Here is an 857-nt window from a genome sequence, read left to right on the forward strand (position 1 = left end):
CGACCGTTTGAGCGACGATAATACGTCTGTTGTTGACTAAAACAGACGGTTTATAGGAAGTTGAAAATCCTCTTCCCCGCTTGAGTTTCTGGACGACGGCTTCGGGTTCTGTTGGATTGATACGCAGTTGGCTGGCATCCTTCCCTTTTTTTTCGCGATTTTCTTGTCGGCGCCGTAATACGTTGGCTCCCTGTTCCAATTGCTTTATGCGTTTTTCTGTCTGCGCTGTGGCAGGGGTAGCCGTGAGAGTATTTTTTTCACGTGAAATCGCTTCCTGAGTTAAAAGGTGGTAATGAGAACAGGCCGCCTCTATCACTGTCCCGTCACCGGCCAGGCACGAGCCGTCCGAACGACTGCGGTGCAAAATGGATAAGGTCAGTGCCTTAAAAAACGGTCCCGTCAGGACGGATTGGTGCTGATAAATAAAACGCCCAAGACTGGCATGATCGGGCGTAATTCCCTGGCTGACAAAAATACAGCCTAAATCTAAACGCGCAAGTCGTTCAAGTTCTCTGAGCGAGCAGTGTCCTTTCATGATCCCATAAAGCAGGATCCCCATCATGGAGCGTGGAGAATAAGGGGCTCTCCCTGTCGAAGCATAATGGCGTTCAAAGGGGCCCCAATCTTGCTCATCAAGAATGTCAGCAACAATAAATGCGCAACGCTCCCCCATTTGCCTGAGATAATCAGAAAGGGAAAGGGAGCCATCCAATACAGGTAAGTGCTGAGCTTTGACAAACTGACGTTTGGTGTAAGCAGACGGTTCCCGTTTTCGAATGAATAAGGTCATAAAAGATCTGCGCCTAAAGGAAGAGCGCAGATTTTAATGGATAACATGACCTTTTGCGACACCCTCT

At 48.5% G+C, this 857-nt stretch carries 1 protein-coding gene; it reads right to left on the reverse strand.

What is annotated here, in order from left to right; genetic code table 11:
* Positions 1-790 (reverse strand): transposase (locus ACGF49_RS24620; RefSeq protein WP_387493338.1); only part of this gene is annotated, 790 nt, incomplete at its 3' end.
* Positions 791-857: the final 67 nt, after the last annotated feature.

This window comes from Photorhabdus sp. RM96S, from assembly GCF_042879335.1.
Classification (GTDB): Bacteria; Pseudomonadota; Gammaproteobacteria; order Enterobacterales; family Enterobacteriaceae; genus Photorhabdus; species Photorhabdus kayaii.